This window comes from Streptomyces sp. NPDC025618, from assembly GCF_055558795.1.
This window is the reverse complement of sequence record NZ_JBVHLW010000027.1, coordinates 1-16,521: the sequence shown is the minus strand read 5'-3', so window position 1 is coordinate 16,521 and position 16,521 is coordinate 1. Positions and strand designations below refer to the sequence as shown.

Annotated in this window: 18 protein-coding genes and 1 tRNA gene; 8 read left to right on the top strand and 11 right to left on the bottom strand. The window is 71.2% G+C overall.

All coding sequences use genetic code 11. The features are described from left to right. Positions 1-98: 98 nt before the first annotated feature. Positions 99-1,796 carry a hypothetical protein gene (locus ACZ4A5_RS21805; RefSeq protein WP_467586470.1) on the bottom strand — a complete coding sequence of 566 codons (1,698 nt, stop codon included), beginning with the start codon at positions 1,794-1,796 and terminating at the stop codon, positions 99-101. Beyond that, the gene (locus tag ACZ4A5_RS21800; RefSeq protein WP_398871590.1) at positions 1,793-2,497 is read right to left on the bottom strand and encodes an ABC transporter ATP-binding protein; all 705 of its coding nucleotides are present in this window, start codon (positions 2,495-2,497) and stop codon (positions 1,793-1,795) included. The genes ACZ4A5_RS21805 and ACZ4A5_RS21800 overlap by 4 nt, the downstream gene beginning before the upstream one ends. Before the next feature lie 88 nt (positions 2,498-2,585). Here ACZ4A5_RS21800 and ACZ4A5_RS21795 point away from each other — a divergent pair, with 88 nt between their 5' ends. Further along, complete coding sequence (locus ACZ4A5_RS21795) at positions 2,586-3,140, top strand: hypothetical protein (protein WP_467586467.1); 555 nt, start codon at positions 2,586-2,588, stop codon at positions 3,138-3,140. 446 nt (positions 3,141-3,586) lie between these two features. Next, the gene (locus ACZ4A5_RS21790) at positions 3,587-4,153 is read left to right on the top strand and encodes a class F sortase (RefSeq protein WP_467586464.1); all 567 of its coding nucleotides are present in this window, start codon (positions 3,587-3,589) and stop codon (positions 4,151-4,153) included. A gap of 39 nt (positions 4,154-4,192) precedes the next feature. On the opposite strand, the gene ACZ4A5_RS21785 is transcribed toward ACZ4A5_RS21790, so the two are convergent. The 3 genes from ACZ4A5_RS21785 to trxA all read right to left on the bottom strand — a co-directional run bounded on the left by ACZ4A5_RS21785 (position 4,193) and on the right by trxA (position 5,739). Continuing rightward, complete coding sequence (locus ACZ4A5_RS21785; RefSeq protein WP_467586461.1) at positions 4,193-4,618, bottom strand: OsmC family peroxiredoxin; 426 nt, start codon at positions 4,616-4,618, stop codon at positions 4,193-4,195. A 67-nt stretch (positions 4,619-4,685) separates the two neighbouring features. Beyond that, complete coding sequence (locus tag ACZ4A5_RS21780; protein WP_467586459.1) at positions 4,686-5,348, bottom strand: histidine phosphatase family protein; 663 nt, start codon at positions 5,346-5,348, stop codon at positions 4,686-4,688. After that, positions 5,341-5,739 (bottom strand): thioredoxin, encoded by a 399-nt coding sequence (gene trxA, locus ACZ4A5_RS21775; protein ID WP_467586456.1) that lies wholly within the window; start codon positions 5,737-5,739, stop codon positions 5,341-5,343. The genes ACZ4A5_RS21780 and trxA overlap by 8 nt, the downstream gene beginning before the upstream one ends. A gap of 317 nt (positions 5,740-6,056) precedes the next feature. Here trxA and ACZ4A5_RS21770 point away from each other — a divergent pair, with 317 nt between their 5' ends. Beyond that, a complete protein-coding gene (locus ACZ4A5_RS21770; RefSeq protein ID WP_467586453.1) occupies positions 6,057-6,689 on the top strand; it encodes a DUF4956 domain-containing protein in 633 nt (210 codons plus the stop codon). Beyond that, on the top strand, positions 6,686-7,480 hold the full coding sequence (locus ACZ4A5_RS21765; RefSeq protein ID WP_467586449.1) for a polyphosphate polymerase domain-containing protein: 795 nt from the start codon (positions 6,686-6,688) through the stop codon (positions 7,478-7,480). The genes ACZ4A5_RS21770 and ACZ4A5_RS21765 overlap by 4 nt, the downstream gene beginning before the upstream one ends. Positions 7,481-7,574: 94 nt before the next feature. Here the strand turns inward: ACZ4A5_RS21765 and ACZ4A5_RS21760 are convergent, their stop codons facing one another. Beyond that, entirely contained in the window at positions 7,575-7,961 is a 387-nt protein-coding gene (locus ACZ4A5_RS21760; protein WP_467586444.1) for a hypothetical protein, read from the bottom strand. A gap of 216 nt (positions 7,962-8,177) precedes the next feature. Here ACZ4A5_RS21760 and ACZ4A5_RS21755 point away from each other — a divergent pair, with 216 nt between their 5' ends. Further along, positions 8,178-8,798, top strand: coding sequence for a hypothetical protein (locus ACZ4A5_RS21755; protein WP_467586439.1), 621 nt, complete (start codon positions 8,178-8,180; stop codon positions 8,796-8,798). A 20-nt stretch (positions 8,799-8,818) separates the two neighbouring features. Here ACZ4A5_RS21755 and ACZ4A5_RS21750 read toward each other — a convergent pair whose 3' ends face one another. Beyond that, positions 8,819-9,550 carry an HNH endonuclease family protein gene (locus ACZ4A5_RS21750; protein WP_467586435.1) on the bottom strand — a complete coding sequence of 244 codons (732 nt, stop codon included), beginning with the start codon at positions 9,548-9,550 and terminating at the stop codon, positions 8,819-8,821. A 270-nt stretch (positions 9,551-9,820) separates the two neighbouring features. Beyond that, positions 9,821-9,885, bottom strand: a tRNA-OTHER gene (locus tag ACZ4A5_RS21745). Positions 9,886-10,722: 837 nt separating this feature from the next. Between ACZ4A5_RS21745 and ACZ4A5_RS21740 the strand changes: the two genes are divergently transcribed. Beyond that, positions 10,723-11,682: a hypothetical protein gene (locus ACZ4A5_RS21740; protein WP_467586431.1), complete on the top strand. Its 960-nt coding sequence runs from the start codon at positions 10,723-10,725 to the stop codon at positions 11,680-11,682. A 77-nt stretch (positions 11,683-11,759) separates the two neighbouring features. On the opposite strand, the gene ACZ4A5_RS21735 is transcribed toward ACZ4A5_RS21740, so the two are convergent. The 3 genes from ACZ4A5_RS21735 to ACZ4A5_RS21725 all read right to left on the bottom strand — a co-directional run bounded on the left by ACZ4A5_RS21735 (position 11,760) and on the right by ACZ4A5_RS21725 (position 14,639). After that, a complete protein-coding gene (locus ACZ4A5_RS21735; protein WP_467586427.1) occupies positions 11,760-12,614 on the bottom strand; it encodes a TauD/TfdA dioxygenase family protein in 855 nt (284 codons plus the stop codon). Between the two features lie 115 nt (positions 12,615-12,729). Beyond that, on the bottom strand, positions 12,730-13,515 hold the full coding sequence (locus tag ACZ4A5_RS21730) for an IclR family transcriptional regulator (RefSeq protein WP_467586424.1): 786 nt from the start codon (positions 13,513-13,515) through the stop codon (positions 12,730-12,732). Between the two features lie 143 nt (positions 13,516-13,658). Next, the gene (locus ACZ4A5_RS21725) at positions 13,659-14,639 is read right to left on the bottom strand and encodes a quinone oxidoreductase family protein (RefSeq protein WP_467586420.1); all 981 of its coding nucleotides are present in this window, start codon (positions 14,637-14,639) and stop codon (positions 13,659-13,661) included. Positions 14,640-14,919: 280 nt separating this feature from the next. Here ACZ4A5_RS21725 and ACZ4A5_RS21720 point away from each other — a divergent pair, with 280 nt between their 5' ends. Together ACZ4A5_RS21720 and ACZ4A5_RS21715 are read left to right on the top strand one after the other, a co-directional pair. Next, on the top strand, positions 14,920-15,240 hold the full coding sequence (locus ACZ4A5_RS21720) for a hypothetical protein (protein ID WP_467586417.1): 321 nt from the start codon (positions 14,920-14,922) through the stop codon (positions 15,238-15,240). A 226-nt stretch (positions 15,241-15,466) separates the two neighbouring features. Next, positions 15,467-16,435 carry a ParB/RepB/Spo0J family partition protein gene (locus ACZ4A5_RS21715; protein ID WP_467586414.1) on the top strand — a complete coding sequence of 323 codons (969 nt, stop codon included), beginning with the start codon at positions 15,467-15,469 and terminating at the stop codon, positions 16,433-16,435. Positions 16,436-16,521: the final 86 nt, after the last annotated feature.

Genomic DNA, 16,521 nt, shown 5'->3' with positions numbered 1-16,521 from the left:
GCTAACCACTCGCGGCCGAAAACCGGGAGGTCACCCCGGCGCGAGGAGCAACCGGAACGGGAAACGGAATCTTTGCCTGAGCTGCGGCGATGCGGCGTTCAGTGCCGCACCAGCCGGTCCGCCGAGCGCGCCGCGAAGTACAGCAGGCCGGCGCTCGACAGCGCGGCGACCAGAGCTACGTCCCCCACCGTCCCCGCGCCGGGAACGCCCTTCAGGGCCGTCCGCAGGGCGAGCGCCAGGCTGCCGGCCGACACCAGCGGCCCCGCCGCGTACCAGGCGAGGAAGAGAAGCATCCCGGGGTCGCCCACGGGCGTGGGCACGCCCGTGAACATCAGGCCCGTACGGGCCGGGCCGCGGCACGCCGCGAAGACCGCCGCGGCCGCGAACGGCACCGCGCACACCGGCATCAGCAGCAGCGCCCACGGCGCGCCCGCCACGGCGAACGGCACGGCGGCCAGGGCCGCCAGCAGCGCGCCGACGAGGGCCGGGACGACCGTGTGCTGGAGCATCAGCACACGGAAGCGGAAGGGCGACCAGGCGGCGCGTCGCACATCGTCGGTTTCCAGCCGCGCGGGCTCGGCGAGCGCGCCCACGGCGACATAGCCGAACAGCAGGGCCACGACCAGGCACAGGGTCCCGTGCTCGCCGCCGAGCCGCGTGCCGAGCGCGGCCGCCGCGCCGGCGCAGACCGTCCACATCAGCGCCTTGGCCAGGCGGGCGGGCGCGCGCAGCAGCGCCTGGAGGTCCCGCCAGACGACCACGAGGTACGCCGAGCGCGGCAGCGGCAACCGGATCCGGTGGGTCCGGCCGCTCTCCGTGGCGTCCAGCAGGGCGAGCTTGGCGGCCCTGAGCTCCACCGTCCACATCACCGACGACACGGTCTGCGCCGTCGCTGCCCGGCGGCGCAGCTGGACGGTCGGCACGCGCGCGGCGTCCCGGTGCCCCTGGACGAGGCCGGCGGCGGTGAGGAGGACGAGCGGGACCAGCGCGTACGGCCAGCCCGGCGCGCTGCCGCCGGTCGCCTCGACCACCGGCTGCGCCGCCCACCCCCACGGCCCCGACCACAGCTCGGCCCGCTCCAGCGGGCCGGCCCGGTGCCCGTACCCCGCCAGCGCCACCTGGGCGGCCAGCAGCATCAGCACCACGACGGCGAGCGGCGTGCGGCGGCGCACGGACCGGGCGAGCGCCGCCCGCCGCTCCACCGCCATCCCCGCCGACACGGCCAGCAGCGGCAGGCAGACGGCCGCCGGGAGCAGCGCGAGCAGCGCCGTGCCGACCGACGCCAGGCTCATCACGCGGAGCACCACGGCCCCGGCGAGCGCGAGCAGCAGGCCGGGGACGACCGCGAGCCCGGCGGACAGCCAGAACCACGGCCGCAGCACCCTCGCCCGGCGTACGGGCTGCGCGAGCAGCCAGCCCACGGCCGGGCCGGGCACGACGACCGGCCCGCGCCACAGGGCGTCCCGGGCGGCGGCCAGGGCGAGCCCGGCGGTCAGCAGGGTGAACAGCGCGGGCAGGACGCGCTGCACGTCCGCGCCGAGACCGCTGTAGTCGGCGCCCAGCCGGATCTGCCGCAGGAAGTGGTAGGCGTAACCGCTGCCGTAGCCCAGCAGCGCGAGGACGATCGTGTAGAGGACGACGGCGAGGTCGCGGCCCTTCCGGCGGCGGTGCGCGCGGCGCTTCTCCCGCAGCCAGGCCAGCGTCTCGGCGGTGCGGTCGTCGTCCTCCTCGGTCCAGGTGGGCTCCTCGGCCGGGGCGGGCTCGTCGGCGAGCGGTGGGGTCTCCCGCGCGTTCATCCCCGCAGCCCCAGCTGTCCCAGCACCTCCGCCGGCGGGCCCTCGGCGATCACCCTGCCGTCCTCCAGCGCGACCATCCGGTCCGCGACCGCCTCGGCCAGCTCCGCCTGGTGCGTGGCCAGCAGCACGGCCACGCCGTCCGCCTTCTCGCCGGCCAGCAGCTCCGCGAGCCGGACGCGCGCGTCGGGGTCCAGCCGCTGCTCGGGCTCGTCCAGGACGAGGAGGTCCCGCGGGCGCACGAGCGCGGCCGCGAGCAGCAGCGACTGGAGCTGGCCGGACGACAGGGAGCCGGGCAGCGCCCGCGCGTGGTCGGACAGCCTGCGGTCCGCGAGCACATGGTCGATCCACGCCTGCGCGTCGTCCACGGCGTGGGCGACGGCGACGAGTTCGAGGTGCTCCCGCACCGTCAGGTCCGGGTAGGTGGCCACGGTGTCACCGACGACCGCGACCCTGGCCCGCACCTCCGGGTCGTCCTCGCTCACCCGGCGCCCGGCGAAGAAGGCGGTGCCGCGGGTGGGGGCGTCGCGGCCGCTCGCGATGCGCAACAGCGTCGACTTGCCCGAGCCGTTGTGCCCGAAGAGGGCCGTGCAGGTGCCCGCCTCCAGATCGAGGTCGAGCGGATGGAGCGCCTGGCGTTCCCCGTAGGTGCGGCCGACCCCGCGCAGCCGCAGCAGCGGGGTGCGATCGGCGTGCTCGGCCATCGGACCTCCGTACGTGGTGGGACTTCCGCACGACCTTAACCAAGCGGTCCGGCCGCGCGGACGGCGGCGGGTGCGCCACGATGGCCCCATGAGTGATGCGCCCGCCTTCGGTCCGACGGACTTCCAGCTGGTCCTGCTGCGGAGGATGGCCGACCACCAGCCCGGCCTGGTCGAGGACGCCCTGCGCGAGCTCGGCACCGACCGGTCCGCGATGCGGGAGGCCAACCGCCGCTGGCAGGCGATGCTGCGCTCACCCCGGCGCCGCGGCGCGGGCGCGCGCTACCGCTCGGTGCTCGGCCCGCCGGAGACGGCCGGCGAGCGGCGCGTCGGCGACCTCACCTTCGAGGCACTCACCTGGCCGGTGCCGCTCTGGCCCGACCTGCGCTTCGAGGTCCTCTCCGCGCCCGGCGGCGCCGTCTGGAACGAGTGGCTGATCCGCGCGCCGGGCGCGCCCGGCCCGTCGCTGCGCACGGTCCAGGATCTTCTCCCCTGGTCGTGCACGGTGGACGAGGTGGCTCGTGCTTTCGCTCCTGCTCGGCCGATGGAGGGTACGGCGCCTTCGCGGTGGCGGCTGGGGTTCTCGACGGCGGAGGGTGAGCGGGTCGCGGAGTTCACGTGGGGGTTGTTCCAGCGGCTGGTGTAACGGGGGTGGGTGGCGCCTGCGGCGGGCTTTTTCCCCAGACCCGCCCCTTCCCGGCTGCATCTGATGTGCGGCTCCGCCGCGTGGGGGGCTGTCGCCCCAGACCCCGCAACACGCTTCGCGCGTTGTCCTCAAACGCCGGACGGGCTGAATTCGCTGGCCACGGTCCGCACAACTCAGCCCGTCCGGCGCTTGAGGACGCGGCCGCAGGCCGCTCCCGCCGCTGGGGGCACCTCTGGGGGCGCCCCCGGACGGAGTCTGGGGGAGGTAGCTGGGGGAGGCAACGGACCGGCAGCCGGGGGCCTGGGGCACGCGCCCCAGTTCGGGAAGGGGCGGGGCTGGGGAAAAAGCCCGCCGCAGGCGCCACGCACCCGCCTCCTCCTTTAGGCCGACACGAACTGACCGTTCAACCGAAGCCACCCCCACCGCCCCCTCCCTACCGTGGCCACATGCCCCGCATCCGCCCCCACGCCCTCGCCCTGGCTGCCCTGGTCACCCTCCTCGCCACCAGCACCGGCTGCGCCATCGGCGGCGACCGCAGCAAAGAAGCCACCGGCACCCCCGCCGCCGCGGAAGAGCCGTCCCGGATCTCCATCCCCGACATCGGCGTGCGGAGCCGACTGCTGCGGCTCGGGCTGAACACTGACGACACCGTGCAGGTGCCGCCGCCGGAGAAGGGCATGACGGCCGGTTGGTACACGGGCAGCGCCAAGCCCGGCACACCGGGAGCGGCTGTGATCATCGGGCACAACGACACCCGGGACGGCAAGGCCGTCTTCCACGACCTGGACAAGGTCGGCAAGGGAACCGCCATCGACGTCGAGCGCGGCGACGGCAAGGTGCTGCGGTTCACGGTGACCGGCACGGAGACGGTCGACAAGAGCGCGTTCCCGACGCGGAAGGTCTACGGCAGCACCTCGGACCGGGTGCTGCGGCTGGTGACATGCGCGGGCGACCTCGACGCGCAGGGGCACCCCGTGCGGAACCTGATCGTCTACGCGTCGCTCCGGACCTGACGCCAGGGGCCGGAGGCACACCGCCCCCGGCCCCCCGGATCAGACGAGCTCGGCGGTCAGGGTGATCGTCGTGCCGGTGAGCGCCTGGCTGACCGGGCAGTTCTTCTTGGCGTCCTCGGCGGCCGCGGCGAAGGCGGCCTCGTCCAGGCCCGGCACCTCGGCGCGGACGGTGAGGTGGATGCCGGTGATGCCCTCGCCGGGCTGGAAGGTGACGTCCGCCTTGGTCTCCAGGCGGGTGGGCGGCGTACCCGCGCCGGTCAGGCCGTGCGACAGGGCCATCGAGTAGCAGCTGGAGTGGGCACCCGCGATCAGCTCCTCGGGGCTCGTCTTGCCGTTGGCCTGCTCGGCGCGCGAGGGCCAGGACACCGGCTGGCTGCCGATGCCGGACGAGTCGAAGGTGACGGTGCCGCTGCCCTTGAGCAGTTCGCCTTCCCAGACGGTGTGCGCGGTGCGGGTCGTAGCCACGATGTCATTCCTCCACGTAAGCAAATGGGTCATATGAAGACCGGGAGTGGTCCCCCGATCGCACCGATCATCGGCCGGTCGGTGCTCCCGGCCCGGTTCCGACACGCTCCCCGCCCGGCCCCGGGACGAGGTCCGCGGGCGAGGGCAGGTTCCACGCGTCGAGGGCGGGGCGCCCGTGCTCGGTGCCGATGCGGCTGACAGTAGCGGGGCCCAGCCGGAAGAGGGCACCCGCGGTGGCCGGCAGGCCGAGCCTGCGGGCGGTCAGCACGCGCAGGAAGTGCGCGTGCGCGACCAGCACCACGTCACCGCCGTCCGCCTCGGCCAGCAGCGGGGCGAGGCGGGCCAGCACCCGGTCGGCGCGGGCCCCGACCTGTCCGGCCGTCTCCCCCGGGTGCCCGGGGGCGCCGGCCGGGACGCCGTCGTCCCAGAGATACCACTCGGGGCGCGTGCGGTGGATCTCGTCGGTGCTGATGCCCTCGTAGCCGCCGTAGTCCCATTCGTGCAGGTCGGGGTCGATCTCGGGGTCGAGCCCCGCGAGCTCGGCGGTCCGCACCGCCCGCTTGAGCGGGCTGGCCAGCACCGCCGCCATGCGCCGCCCGGCCAGCAGCGGACGCAGCGCCTTTGCCTGGCGCTCGCCGTGCTCGGTGAGCGGGATGTCCGTCAGACCGGTGTGCCGCCCGGAGCGGCTCCACCCGGTCTCGCCGTGCCGGACCAGCAGGAGCTCACTCACCGGTCTGCTGCTCTCCGCCCTGCTCGGCCTGCGCCTTGGCCACCGACGCCCGTACCTCGTCCATGTCCAGGGCGCGGGCCTGGCCGATGACGTCCTCCAGCGCCGCCTCGGGCAGCGCGCCGGGCTGAGCGAAGACGGCGATGTTGTCCCGGACGATCATCAGGGTCGGGATCGAGCGGATCTCGAACGCGGCGGCCAGCTCGGGCTGGGCCTCGGTGTCGACCTTCGCGAAGACCAGGTCGTCGTGGCGCTCGGCCGCGCCTTCGTAGACGGGGGCGAAGTTCCGGCACGGGCCGCACCACTCCGCCCAGAAGTCGATGAGCACGAATCCGTTGCCGGAGACGATCTCGTCGAAGTTGTCCTTGGTGAGCTCCACCGTGCTGCTGGTCATACGTGAACTACCTGCTTCCGGTTCTCGTGGTCGAGTGCCCCGGCACCGCCAACCAGACGGTGCCGCGAGCTATTCCCCCCGTACCCGTGAAGTGGGCCTTCACCCGGGTGAGGCGGTGGGACGCATCCCACAAGAACGTCGAACGCGTCACGGCCGGTGCGGTTCCGGACAGGACCGGTCCGAGTCCGTCAAGGATGCGCATTGTTCACACAGGAGCGAGCACTTGTTCACCCAGAGTTCTCCATGGTCCGTGTTTCCCCGTCTCCCGGGGGGATACGGCGGGACCCGCCCACCACTCGACAGAGAGCAGTGACGCCATGGACTCCTACCGGCACCTCGCGGCACACCTGGGGCTCGACCTCGTCGCCGTCTGCCTGCTCACCTTCGCGGTCTACTACCCGCGCCACCGGCGCCGCGATCTGGTGCCGGCCTATCTCGCCCTGAACGTCGCGCTGTTCACGGTCGTCGCCGCACTCGCCGAGGTGGGCGGCACCGGCGGTACGGCGCTCGGCTTCGGGCTGTTCGGCGTGCTGTCGATCATCAGGCTCCGCTCCGACTCGGTGCAGCACGAGGAGGTCGCGTACTACTTCACGACGCTCGTGCTCGGGCTGATCTGCGGCCTGCCGCACCTGGCCTTCGGCCTGACCGCCGGACTCAGCGCCCTGCTGCTGCTCGTGATCTACGTCGCCGACCACCCCCGGCTGCTCGCCCGCTCCCGCCGCACGATCGTCACCCTCGACGCCGTCCACAGCGACCCCGCCGCCCTCCGCGCCGACCTCGCCCGGCGCCTCGGCGAGCCCCTCAACTGGACCGTCATGGAAGTCGACTTCGTACGCGACCTGACCGTCGTCGACGTCCGCTACCGCGAGCCCGGGCACAGCGCGGGCGCCCGCCAGGCCGCGCCCGCCGAGCCGGCCCGCGGCACGGCGCCCGCCTGGGAGTCGGTGTGAGCGCCACGGCCGTACGGGCCATCACCGAGGCCGCCCACGCCACAACGCCCATCTCGCTCGCGGAGGTCAACGAGCGGTCCGCGCTGCTCGCGCGCTTCGACCGCAGCTATCTCGTGCCCGCGCCGGTCTTCCTGCGGATGGCCGGACGGCTCACCGACCCCCGGCGGCCCGGCGGCCCCTTCCGGGCCCTCGCCATCGACGGCAGGCGCGCCTTCGGCTACCACTCCGTCTACTACGACACCCCCGGCCTGCGGTCCTTCCACGACCACCGCCAGGGCCGACGGCTGCGCTTCAAGATCCGCGAGCGGGTGTACGAGGACACCGGGGAGCGGCAGTTCGAGATCAAGCTCAAGGGCCGCCGCGGCGACACCGTCAAACACCGGCGCCCGCTCACCGGCGCCGACACCCCGCTCGACGCCCGCTGCCGGGACTTCCTCGCCGAGACGCTGCGCGCCTCGTACGGCATCGAGCCGCCCGACGGGCTCGGCCCCTCCCTCAGCACGGACTATCTGCGCGCCACCTTCGTCGCCGACGGCGAGCGCATCACCTGCGACGCGGGGCTGACCTGCGGCGACCTGCGCGCGGACCGAACGGTGCGGTGCGAGGCGGGACTTGTCCTGGTGGAGACCAAGACGACGGGCCATCTGACCGAGGCGGACCGGCTGTTGCACGAGTACGGCATACGCCCCGCCGTCTTCACCAAATACTGCAGCTCGTTCGCGTGGCTGCGCCCCGCCCTCCCGGCCAACCGCTGGCGGCGCGGCGCCCGCCGCGCGTTCGGCGCGGCCTGAGGGAGCGGCCTGAGGGAGCGGCCTGAGGGAGCGGCCCGAGGGAGCAATCGCCGGACGGGACCACCGGCCCGTCCGGCATGCGCGCGGCTGGGCCTCAGCCCCGGCGCCGCCGGAAGATGCGCTTCGCGGCGTAGATGATGCCGACGATCAGCAGCACCAGGAAGACGATGATCAGGATCCCCACGATCAGCAGGAACTTGCCGAGCTTGGCGAAGAAGCCCTTCTTCTTTTTCTTCTTCTCGTGCTTCGAGGCGAGCTTCTTCTCGTGCTTCGAGGCGAGCTCGACGGTCGCCGGGGCGGCGGCGGCCGTCCGGGACGCGCCGTCCTGAGACACCGCGGACGCGTCGGCGGGCGCCGCGGCCGCGGCCGGGCGGATCGCGGCGGCCGCGGCGGCCGGGTGCGCCGCCGTGGCCGTCAGGCCCATGACGGCCATCGCGACGACCAAGGCGCCGACTATCGAGCGTGCGATCCGGTGCATCATCTTCGTTTCTGTCCTTACGGTCCGTAGACGGTCTCGACCTGCGCGTTTCCATGGCCACGACATCCGCCGCGGCACAGGCCGGAGGAGAGTACCCACGCCCCGGCCGAGGATCAAGGCGAGCGTGGCCCGATCCTCGCGCCCGCAACACACTTTAGAGGTTGCGCAACTGGGGAAGTTTCATGGAGTCCGTCACGTCGAGGCAACCGGGGGACGCCCATGGACAGTCTGGCCCACCTGAGGGCGGAGGACACACCCGACTTCGAACGCGTCGTCCAACAGGCGCTGCACTTCCCTGAGATCAGGGAAGCCGTGCGCGGCAGCGCGCCGGTCAGCGCCGAGCAGCTGCGCGCGAGGGCGCTCCGGGCCCGCGCGGAGATCGCGGCCACGGCGGCCGACGAGTACCGCGCCTATCTCCGCACGCGCACCAGCCCCACGCCCCAGGAGCCGCCCGCGCCGGACGGGCGCTCGCCGCGGGGGTTCGGCGGCGGGCCGGCTGGGGCACTGGGCGTGCTCGTGCCGACGCTGGCGGGGGTGGCCGCCGCGGCCTTCCTGCTGTTCGGCTACGGCCTGCGGCTGACCGGCACCCAGGAGCGCCTGGCGGACGGCCTGGTGGCCTCGGGCTGGACGACCGCCCTGGTCGCGGCGGCGGCCGCGGCCCTCGCGGTGACGGCGCTGCTCGTCACGGCGGCACGGCAGCGGCCCGCCCCGGAGGAGGACGCCCCCGAGGCGGAGACGGAGGTCACGCGCTCCCGTGCGGCCTGGCAGCAGGCCCTGCTGGAACGCGGCGTGTTGCCCTTCCTCCACTCGGAGCTCCAGGAGTCCCACCATTCGCCGTGACCCCACCGCGATCCGGCCGCCTACCGCAGGGCGACGCCCTTCGCCCCCTCGCCCGGCAGCGCTTCCCCCGGGCACCCGCTGAGCACCTTCCGCATCGCGTCCCCTTCCTCGGAGGTCACCCACAGCCCGTACGCCTTCTTCACCGCCACCTGCCGTGCCACGTACGCGCACTGGAACTTCTTGTTGGCGGGCAGCCAGGCGGCCGCGTCCTTGTCGCCCTTGCCCATGTTCGCCGGGCCGTCGGCGGACACCAGGTTGAGGGGGTCGTTCGCGAGCGCCTCACGCTTCGCCTGCGGAAGCTTCTGCGCCCCTGTCCGCCACGCGTTCGACAGGGCGACGATGTGGTCGATCTGCACCGCCGACGACGTCTTCCGGCCGCGCTCGAAGCGGATCTTCCCGCCGGTGTACGGGTCGGCCAGGGTGCCGGCGTCTATGACGCACTTCGAGCCGTCCTTGAACTTCTTGTCCGTCAGATCGCGGGCGAGTATGTCGTTGCGGGTGTCACAGGAGTTCCCGGCGCCGGGGGCGGAGGTCCTGTCCGACCAGGCGGGGCCGAACTTGGCCTCCCGGTCGTATCCCGACTTGGACGCCGCCTTCTTGACCGGCAGCTCCGCGAGGGCCGCCTGCGCGCTGCCCGGCTCACCCCCGCCGCCCTTGCCGTCGTGGGCCTTGTCCCCGGACGAGGAGCAGCCGGCCAGGGCGGCGGTCAGCAGGACGGCGGCGAGCGCTGTACGGGTGGTGCGGGGGTTCACGGGGGACCGGCCTCGTTTCGGTTCGGAGCACATACGGGGGCCGGGTCGGGAGCACTCCCGGCCCGGCCCCGTAAATGATCACTCAGGGACCGTCAGGTCCCCGTACCGGGTCACACCCGCACACATCCACCCCCGGACGCCCGTTCCCGTGATCCGGCTCACAGGAATGAGCGCGGTCCACCGGGGAAAACAGCACGAGGCCCCGCCCGGGAAAACCGGGCGGGGCCTCGTAAGACCAGGTCGCAACGTTTCTGCACCTGAGCCGCAAAGTGGGGCGGGTGGGACTCGAACCCACGGCCGACGGATTATGAGTCCTCTCAAGATCTTCCCGCCCCGTCCCGCTCAGGCTCAGATTTTCCCGTTTTCGCAGGTCAGAGGCGGTGCGGCATTCCACCCCGCTCCTGGGGCGTCCCACCTGTTACCCGGCCTTCCGTCCCCGTGGCGTCCCCGCAACGGGGACTCAGCGGACCCGCCAGCAGGCCCCGCTGCGCCGACAGGCTCACTGACCAGGACCAACCGAACTTGCGAGGGGCGCGAGCAACGGATTCGCTTTCCCATGTTCGCGCGCGATAGGTCCGGGAAACTGCACCCGGACGAGACGTGCGCATGATCATTATCCCAAGGCTCGCCGACGCGACGCTCGAAGGCGACACTTCGCCTTCGATCACTTTCGGCCATTGTTTGCCTCAAACCTAGGGAAGCTTTGGGTCGATTCGCCAGCTTGAGCAGCTAATGATGTCCATTGCATAGCCAGGTCCGTTTAGGGGTGGATGGCCGCCCGGGAGGACGGCCGAGCTCCCCAGTCCGCCGCCCACCCGGGCCTCCCGGCCGTACGGCGGCCAGCGTCCCTGAGCTTCAGCGGCCCCCACATCCTCCATGCCTCATTGGCCAGGTACATATTTTGGGGCCCTCCCTGAAGCCGTTCGAGGTCGGGAAGCTGCACTATTGCCCATCTGGCGGGCATAGACCAAGCCACCCCTTCCGCCCTTCAACGCGTGACGTATGCCACTCGCTATCGACCCTTGAGGCACTGACCTGCCATTTCCGTGGAGCGCACCCCTTCCGGGCGTCTATTGAGCCGAGATCCACAGAGTGTCGATATACATTTACCTATTACGGGGCTACGTGGTTGCTAAGCCGGAGGTGACCGGCCCCGAGTGGATGGAGTTGTCATGCCGCGGCGGACCGCAGGGTTCACGATGTCCGGCGATCTTGAGCCCGGAGAGGCGGCCTACTTGCGTGAGGCAGCTTGCCGGATGCTGGCGGGCGAGCGGCAGGCGGACGTCACGCGCTGGGTGAATGCCGAGGGGCACCGCACCACGCTGGGGAACCCCTGGCGTGAAGAAGTTCTGATGCGTACCCTGCTGCGCCCGCGCACGGCCGGGCTCGATGCCGATGGTCAGCCCATCGATGGGGCTCCGATCATCATCACCCCGGAGGAGCAGAAGCAGCTGAAGGAGCTGTCCCGGGGCCGTTCGGAGGATGTGGACGAGCGTGAGTACCCGCTGGGGGGCATAGCTGTTTGCGGGAAGTGTGCCTGGGAGTTGATCCCGTCCTGGGCGGCCGGCAAGCCGATCTACCGCTGCCCGTCGGCGAAGCCGGATGACCCCCTTGGTCTACCGGCGGCGGACGGGGAGGCCGCTCGTAGCCAGCCTTGTGGCTCGATCAGCATGAACGCGCTCATGCTTGAGGGTGCCGTTGCGGAGCGTGTGCTGGCCGAGCTCCTTCGGCCTGAAGCTCGGGAGAGGCTGGAGTCCCTGCTTGCTGACGTCGAGGCTGAGGTCGGGCGTCTGAAGAAGGGCATCAAGCCGGTCGAGTCGCGGGTCAAGCGGCTGGACGCGATGGTCCGGACCCCGATGCTTGATGAGGCGCGTGAGGGGATCGTGGCGGCGCTGAAGGTGACCCGCAAGGAGGCCCGTGACGCTCGTACTCGTCTGCGGTTCCTGGAGCAGATGACCGGGGCGGCGTTGCCGTCGGGCGACGTGGACGAGCTGATTGCCTGGTGGAAGAGGGCTCCGGCGGCTTCGAAGCGCGCGTTGACGTTGCTGGTGATCGCGAAGGTGCGGGTGGGGCCGGGCCGTCGTGGGCGGAACCCTGATCCGCATGAGCGGATCGACGTCGAGTGGCGTTGAGCGTCGTCGGCTGAGCGACCTGTGTGCGGCCCGGTGTTCGTCTGTGACGAGTACCGGGCCGCTGCCGTGCGGGGGGCTTACCGGTGGGTGAGCGCGGTGTTCTCCAGGGGCGGGGTGCCGAGGACGTGGACGCGCTGGAGGTGGCGCGGGGAACGGCTGGTGAACGCCTCGCGGCCGTGGAGGAGGGTGTAGTTGTCGGCGATCACCACGTCGCCGGTCTGCCAGGTGTGGGCGTACAGGTGGCGCGGGCTGTAGAGCGCCTCCTGGAGGGTGCGGTGGAATTCCGGCAGCTGCTCGGCGGGGATGCCGGTGAACTCCAGGTCCGGGCGGTTGAGGAAGTCTTCGCCCACCGGGGGCTCGTTGTAGCGGATGATCGGGAAGCCGTCGGGGTGGGTGGTGACGACGGGCGAGACGCATTCGCCGGCGTAGTCGGAGACGGCGCGGCGGTAGCGGCCGGTGGCCTTCTCCCACAGTTCGCGGTGGGCCGGGTCGGCGTCGCGGAGGACGGCCTCGGTCTGCGTGAAGGTGGTGCGGCCGCCGTTGCCGACGCCGGGGGCGCTGACGCAGTGGAAGACCTGGAACTGGGCTATCTGCTCCCGGTACATGCTGTCCCAGTGCATGGGCACGTAGCGGTGATCGAAGATGTGGTCGTCGGGGTTGTCGTGCTCGACCAGTTCGAGGACGGCACCGTAGGGCCACATGGCGATCTCGCCCCACTGGGCGCTGTAGCCGGTCAGGTCGTCGGCGCTGGTGAAGCCGGTAAAGCCGCGCAGGAGCAGCAGGTGGTGCTCGCGGGCGAGTTCACGCAGGCGGGCGACGGGCAGGTCTGTGACCGGGGTGCCGGGGAGCGCGGCGTCGATGCGGACACCGAAGGGGGTCACGAGCGTGACGGGGTGGCCGGCGATCTGGGTGGTGTCGGTGATCGTGTCCATGTGGAGGCTCCTCGGGGCGTCGGCCGGGGGGCGGCCGGTGGTGGGCATGGCTGTTCGCCCGCTCGCGGGTCGTGGTGACGGTTCGCGGGCGGCTGCGTCCGGTGGGGCCGGGGGGTTAGGTCAGGGCAAGCAGGTGGGTGAGCTGCCGGGCTGTTTTGAGGGTGGCGTCGACCAAGGGGCCAGGGTCCTGGGCCGCGCGGGCGGCGGGCACCATGACGGCGGCGGCGCCCTGGACGGTGTCGCCCCACATGACAGGGGCGGCGATGGAGTCCCAGCCCGTGATGGATTCCTGGCGGCCGACGGCGTAGCCGCAGGCGCGGATGTCTTCGAGGGAGTCCAGGAGTTGCTGGTTGTCCTTGATCGCGCCGGGACCGACACCGTCGGGTACGGGCTCGGCGAGGACCTTGACGATGATTGACTCGGGCAGGTGGGCGAGGATCACTCGGCCTGCGGCTCCGGTCCGCAGGGAGCGGATGATCGAGATCGTCTCCAGGGGATCGAGGTTGAGGTCGTCGGGGTCGAAGTCGCCGATGACGGAGTCGATCAGGAGTTTCCGGGAGCCGACGGCGATGTAGTAGCCGACGGGGCCGTCTGCGGTGCGGTGCAGTTCCTCGAGGGCGGCGTTGGCGGCTTCGGGGTCGGCGGGGGTGCGGGCGAGGGTGCGCATGCCCAGGCGGGCCGAGCCTGCGCCCAGGCGGTAGCGTCCGCGGCCGACTTGTTCGAAGGTCTCGTCGAAGAGCCCGGCTTTGAGGACGCGGTAGACGGTCGCGGGGTCAAGGCCGGTGGCTTCGGCGATCTCTGTTGGGCCGAGGACGTCGCCGCCCAGCGCGACGAATGCGGCCTGTACGCGGAAGGCGCGCTGCTGGCTGGAGTCCTTGCTGCTCTTGCTGATGGCGCTCACGCCGTCGGCCCCTCGGTGGATACGTGCGCTGCGCATCCCCCCGTGCACAGTCCGTCTTACTGGATTTGAAGCGGCACCCCCCTAACCCCCTAGTCAAGGAGAGGTAAAGCCGAAGGATAGAGAGTACTACTCCCGAATGCTGATCACCCGTGCCATCCCCATACAGCGGCAGCGTTGTAGAAGCCTGCGGGCTCAAGGAGGGCTTTGCCAGAGAGCCCGGCGATAGTTTCCTGCGCCGCCTGTACGCGCCACTCGGCATCCATGGGATACGTAAAGGTTTCGGGTGTCTTGAGGGCGCCTATCGCGGTGATCGAGAAAAGGGCGTTCATGCTGTTACGCAGCGCGTAGCGGTTGCTGTAGTAGTCGGGCAGCCAGAATCCAGAGATCGTTTTGGACCCGTAGATGAGGCTGCCCTGGGGGATGCCGTCGCCAGGGGTGCAGCCGAAGAGTGCCATACGCCCACGGGGGGCCAGGGCTTCGACGGTGGCCGTGAACATCTTCCCGCCCATCATTTCCAGGGCGGCGTCCACTCGGCCGCCGGCCGCATCCATGATGCGTTCGGCGAGGTCGTCGGTGCTGGAGGTGTCCAGTACGGCGTCGGGGCCGTAGGTGCGGGCAGCGGCGACCGCGATCGACCCCCTGGCCATGGCGATGACCTTGGCTCCGTGACGCTTGGCGAGCTGGACAGCGATGCTGCCGAGGCCGCCGGCTGCGGCAGGGATGAGGACGGTTTCGCCTTCCCGGATAGCCAGGGTGGTGTGGAGGAGGTGCCAGGCAGACTGGCCGGCGAGGAGCAGGGCGCACGCCTGTTCGTCGGTGATCTCGTCCGGGATCTCCCAGGCCAGTCCGCGCTGGGCGAGGGCCTTCTCGGCGTAGGCGCCGTTGTCGGTGAGGGCGGCGATCCGGCGGCCGTCCTGGGTGGTGCCGACGAGTTCTCGGCCCGGGATGAAGGGGAACGAGACGGGTGCGACGTAGTTGTCTTCCCGCATGCGGACGTCGGCGAAGTTGACGCCTGCGTACTTCACCGTGACGAGATCATGGTCTCGCTTGGGCTCGGGGTCGGGGACCTCTTGCAGCCGGAGGACCTCGGGTCCGCCGGGCTCGTGCACCACGACTGCTCGCATGTTCATCTCTCACGTTGCCGCTGTTCTGACTACAACAGAACCCTAAGCGGGCCTTGAGGCTCCCTTGACCACTTTTTTACGTGGTGAAAAGCGGGGATGGATCACGTCTGGAGGATGTGAGGCACTTTTCGCCAGGCAAAAAATGGCGAGTGCATCCACTTCGGCCTGGATAAGGTGATCCGGCGTCACCGTGGGGCTTCCAGGTCTGACTTGGTGCCCGTGGTGAGCATGAGCACGATCCGGGGGCGCGTGCGGCCTCGGCCGATCTGGAGAGGCAACGTTGATCGACAAGCAGCGCATCCTTGCGCTCGCGCAGCAGTCCCGTCCCCGGGTGGAAGCCCGCGAGCTCGCTGTCGATCAACTGCTGGCCCTGAACCTCCTGCACACCCAGGACACTCCTTTGACTCGGCCGATCGCGTGGAGTGCCGCCTCGTGTGATCCGCGCGGCGAGGGGCGCGCGGCCACGCGGGAGGAGGTGGCACGGGTCTGCGTCGCTTGCCCGATCTCGGAGTCGTGCCGCAGCGCCGTCGCCGCGGGCATGCCCGAGTCAGCGCGGGCATGGCGGGAGCGCCTGGGTGAGAGCTTGTCGCTCACCGCGTGACAGACGGAAAGGCGGCGGGCGCCGAGACCTCCTCAGCGCCCGCCGCCTTTCGTGCGCGAGGAGTCGCCGCCGCCTACCCCTGCGAGGGTCGCGGGTGCTTTGACCTGCGCTTTTGTGTTGCCGAGGTCACGTCCGGGGAGCTGGCCCCCACCCCGAAAGGTACTAGAATATTGATATCGGGAAGAGGGGGGAACCTCTTCCGAAATCACCTCTTGGAGTAGTCCTCATGGCCACCGTGCGCACCCTCAAGATCGCTCAGGTTCACCGCAACGCGAACCAGCCGCGTGAGCTCTTCGACCCGGTGGCCCTGGAGGAGCTGAAGAACTCGATCCTCAAGTACGGACTGCTGCAGGACATCGTGGTCCGCCCGGACAACGAGCGCGGCGGCTACGAGATCGTCGCCGGCGAGCGCCGCTACCGGGCGCACCTGCTCGCGGGGAAGAAGACGATCCGCGCGAAGATCCTCAGCGTCGCCAACGAGCTGGCGCAGTTCAAGGCGTCCATGTCGGAGAACATCAACCGCGAGGACATGACTCCCTTCGAGGAAGCCCGCGGCTTCCAGCGAGTCCTGGACGAGGAAGAGGGCGCCACTCCCGAGAGCGTTGCCGAGGACTTCAGCAAGACCGTCCTGTACGTCAATATGCGCCTCGCGCTCCTCGACCTGCACGCCGACGTCGCCAGGGTCGTCGAGGACGGACACATCGGCGTCCTGGCCGCCGTGAAGATCGCCGCGCTCAACCATGCCAACCAGGGCGTGATTCTCGGGAAGTTCGCCCGCGGTGAGTTCAAGGGCGACAACGAGATCATCCACTTCGCGTACGCGATGAAGCAGCAGCAGGACCAGCCCGTACTACTGGAGGCCGAGGAGCTGACCGAGGACCAGCGGACCGAGCGGGTCGCCGCCCAGCAGCAGGCCCGGGGCACCCTCGACAAGGTCGAGCAGGTCCGGGCACTGCTGGACGACATCGCGCGCACCGACCCGATGAAGCTCGCCGAAGCCCTGGCCGGACAGGTCGGTGCCCGACTGGAGCAGCTCGACCGCGTGGCCGCTTCCCTGAGCAAGGCCCGGTTCCAACTGCGCCAGGCCAAGGCCCACGCCGAGGCCGCCGAGGTGATCACCATCAACCCCGCCGCTGAAGCCGAGGAGCACACCGTCGACGCGGTCGAGGCTCCCCGCGAACTCGTCGCCACCTGACGGCCCCGGGGGGGGGGGGGGGGGGGGGGGGGGGGTGGGTGGCCCCCCCCCCCCCCCCCCGGTCAGGGTGTGCCCTTCACCCCCCG